The organism is Sandarakinorhabdus sp., from assembly GCF_031422795.1.
Lineage (GTDB): Bacteria > Pseudomonadota > Alphaproteobacteria > Sphingomonadales > Sphingomonadaceae > Sandarakinorhabdus.
The window spans coordinates 1-3,244 of record NZ_JANPML010000159.1 but is presented as its reverse complement, the minus strand read 5'-3'; the positions used below and the strand labels follow the sequence as shown (position 1 = coordinate 3,244).

Sequence of the window (3,244 nt, the reverse complement as noted above, 5' to 3'; positions counted from 1 at the left end):
AGCAACGCCGCCAGGGCCGGTGCGCGGCTGGCCGGCAGCGGGCAGCGCCAGACGATGTCGTCGGCTTCCAGATAGCCAGCCAGGCTGGCAATGCCGGCCCACAGCGCGCGACTGGCGTCGCCGTCGATCACCTCGCTGGCGGGCAGCCGGGCGCGGGCAGCGTCGACAAGCACCGGCAAGACGGCGGCACTGGCTTCGATGCGCAACTGCACCTGCCCCCCGTCTGAATTGTCACTCCACGCCGCGCCGGTGATGCCGCCGTCGATCATCAGCACATCGGCCATCAGGCGCACGGCGGTTGCCACTGTGTCGGCCGGCAACAGCAGTGTCGCCTGCGCCGGGGCCAGCGGCAGCACTTTCAGTGTGATCTGGGTCAATACCGCCAACGTGCCGCGTGAGCCGGTGAGCAGACGCGCCAGATCGAAGCCGGTGACATTCTTCAACACCTTGCCGCCGGCGGTGAATATTTCACCACGCCCGGTGACGCCCGACAGGCCCAGCACATGATCGCGGCACGCCCCGGCGAACGGCCGGCGCGGGCCGGACAGCCCGCTTGCCACCGCGCCGCCCATGGTGCCATGGCCCAGGCCCCAGATGGCATCGGGCGACGGCGGCTCAAAGGCCAGGCACTGGCCGGCGCGGGCAAGCAGCTGCTCCACATGCAACAGCGGCGTGGAAGCCGGCAAGGTGAGCAGCAGCTCGCCCGGATCATGATCGATATGGCCGCCCAGCCCGGTCAGATCCAGGGCAGCGTCGGCGGGCCCGGGGCCGATGCCCGGTTTGCTACCCGAGCCGGACACGGCCAGCGTTTCCCCACGCCCTGCCGCGTCGTGGATCATCTCGGCCAGTTCTTCGGGCGTGGCAGGGCGATAGGCCATCAGAAATCCGTCATCAGAATCGGGGCAGTTCGGGGAAGGCCAAACGCCCGCCATGCACGTGCATGTGATTCATTTCGGCGCAGCGCGACAGGGTGGGAAACAGCTTGCCGGGATTGAGCAGGCTGCGTTCGTCGAAGGCGCATTTCAGCCGGCTCTGCACCTCCAGATCGACGGCGGTGAACTGGTGTTCCATCAGATCGCGCTTTTCCACGCCCACGCCGTGTTCGCCGGTCAGCACGCCGCCGGCATCGACACAGGCTTTCAAAATTTCAGCTCCAGCCGCTTCGGCCGCCTCGGTCTGGCCCGGAATGGCAGCATCATACATCACCAGCGGGTGCAAATTGCCGTCTCCAGCGTGAAAGACATTGGCCACCGCCAGGCCGTGGCGGGCAACGATGGCGCTGATCTCGCGCAGCACTGCGCCCAGTTGCCGGCGCGGAATGGTGCCATCGACGCAATAATAGTCCGACGCGATACGCCCCACCGCCGGAAACGCCGCCTTGCGCCCGGCCCAGAACAGCAGGCGCTGCGCTTCGTCGGTGGAGGCGCGCAGGTGGGTGCAGTTGTGGGCGTTCGCAATGTTGGTAATGCGGGCAAGCTGATCGTCCACCTCAGCCGCGCTGCCATCGGCCTCGGCAATCATCAGCGCTTCGACATCGGTGGGATAGCCGGCAGCCACAAAATCCTCGGCGGCGCGGACGGCCAGCGCATCCATCATCTCAAGGCCCGCCGGAATGATACCGGCAGCGATGATGGCCGCCACGCAATCGCTGGCATCAGCAACCGACGGAAAACCCAGCAACAGCGCGCGGCTGGTGGCCGGCTTGGGCAGGATACGCACCGTGGCTTCGGTGACAACGCCCAGCAGGCCTTCGGAACCGCACACCAGCCCAAGCAGATCATAACCGGCCTGTTCCTGCCCCGGCCCGCCCAGCCGCAGCACCGTGCCATCCATCAGCACCAGTTCGATCCCCAGCAGATTGGGGCTGGTGGTGCCATATTTCAGGCAATGCACCCCGCCGGCATTTTCCGCGACATTGCCGCCGATCGAACAGGCGATCTGGCTCGACGGATCGGGCGCATAGTAAAATCCCTTGTGGGCGATGGCCTGGGACACCGAAAGATTGGTGACGCCGGGCTGCACGACGGCGCAGCGATTGTCGTAATCGACGCTGAGGATGCGGTTGAAGCGCGCCATGCCCAGCACGATGCCATCAGCCAGCGGCAGCGCCCCGCCCGAAAGCGACGTGCCCGAACCGCGCGCCACCACTTTCACGCCATTGGCATGGCACCAGGCCAGCACCTGGCTCACCTGTTCGGTCGTGCGCGGCAACACCACGGCCAGCGGGCTTTGCCGATACATCACCAGCCCATCGCTGCCATAGGGCGAGACGCCTTCGGCATCGGCGATCACCCCATCCGGCACGATGGCGCTGAGCGCAGCGGCAATATGGGCCTGCCGGGCAATGACGGCGGCATCGGGTTCCGGCATCTTCATGCGATCATCCTGCGCCGAAGCCGATCTGTTTTGCTAGGGCAAATTGCGAGCCCCGGTGCTGCGTTCCAACGGCCTTGGCAGGCCATGCACGATGCCGGGCCACCACAAACCGTGAAGCCCGGCTGATCATTGGCGTCAAAGCCAGAAGCGCACGCCTGTTCGCACTGACCAACCGCCCGGATTCTCGCCAGCCGCGCGCGCCAGCCGGCTGGATTCGCCCAGCCGGCGTTCGAACATCACCGCCACATAAGGCGCAACGCGGCGGGTGACTTCATAGCGGGTGAGCACGCCGGCCTCGATGATGGCGGGGCCAGGCGCGATCAGCCGTTCCGGCACGCGGGTGGCATAAATGTCGGTTTCAAACAGCGGCTGGATCACGAACCGGTTGGTCATGCGGATGTCGAACGACTGGCGCAGCCGGAACAGCACATCGCCCTTGAAGCCCAAAAACGCGTGCGCTTCGGTCTCGAAAAACAACGGCGCCAGGCCCTGCACACCGATCACGGCATAGCTGCGGGCATCGGGCTGGATATCATGGCGCAGGCCGGCCTGCAGATCGAAGAACATCGCGATGTTGCGGCTGTACAGCGCCTGGAATTCGCTCTGTTCCAGCCGCGGCCCCTTGGTTTCGCCTTCGGTGCGCCACCAGAATTTGTCCATGTCGGTGCCAATCCAGCCCTGCGCCTCCCAATTGGCGACCCATTTGCCGTCAAAGCGGGTGATGTCCGCTTCTTCCACCAGGGTGAAATTGTTGATGCCGCCATCGTGGCCGTGGTTCGGATTGGTTGCCTTCTGTGCGGCAGCCGGCGTGGCGAGCAGCAGCGCCGTGAGGAGGAGCGCGCGCATCAATGGTGATGCACCGCTGCCG

At 65.8% G+C, this 3,244-nt stretch carries 3 protein-coding genes; all 3 read right to left on the bottom strand.

Annotation, left to right across the window (positions count from 1 at the left end; genetic code table 11):
• Positions 1 to 878 (bottom strand): FAD-binding protein (locus RMO81_RS05895; RefSeq protein WP_310474848.1); only part of this gene is annotated, 878 nt, incomplete at its 3' end.
• 13 nt (positions 879 to 891) lie between these two features.
• Positions 892 to 2,376 (bottom strand): FAD-linked oxidase C-terminal domain-containing protein, encoded by a 1,485-nt coding sequence (locus RMO81_RS05890; protein WP_310474847.1) that lies wholly within the window; start codon positions 2,374 to 2,376, stop codon positions 892 to 894.
• A gap of 135 nt (positions 2,377 to 2,511) precedes the next feature.
• On the bottom strand, positions 2,512 to 3,244 hold a 733-nt coding region (locus RMO81_RS05885; RefSeq protein ID WP_310474846.1), incomplete at its 5' end, for a copper resistance protein B.

What these genes read in the sequence shown, in the direction of transcription:
- RMO81_RS05890 (WP_310474847.1), bottom strand. Translation starts at nt 2,376, where the DNA reads ATGAAGATGCCGGAACCCGATGCCGCCGTCATTGCCCGGCAGGCCCAT.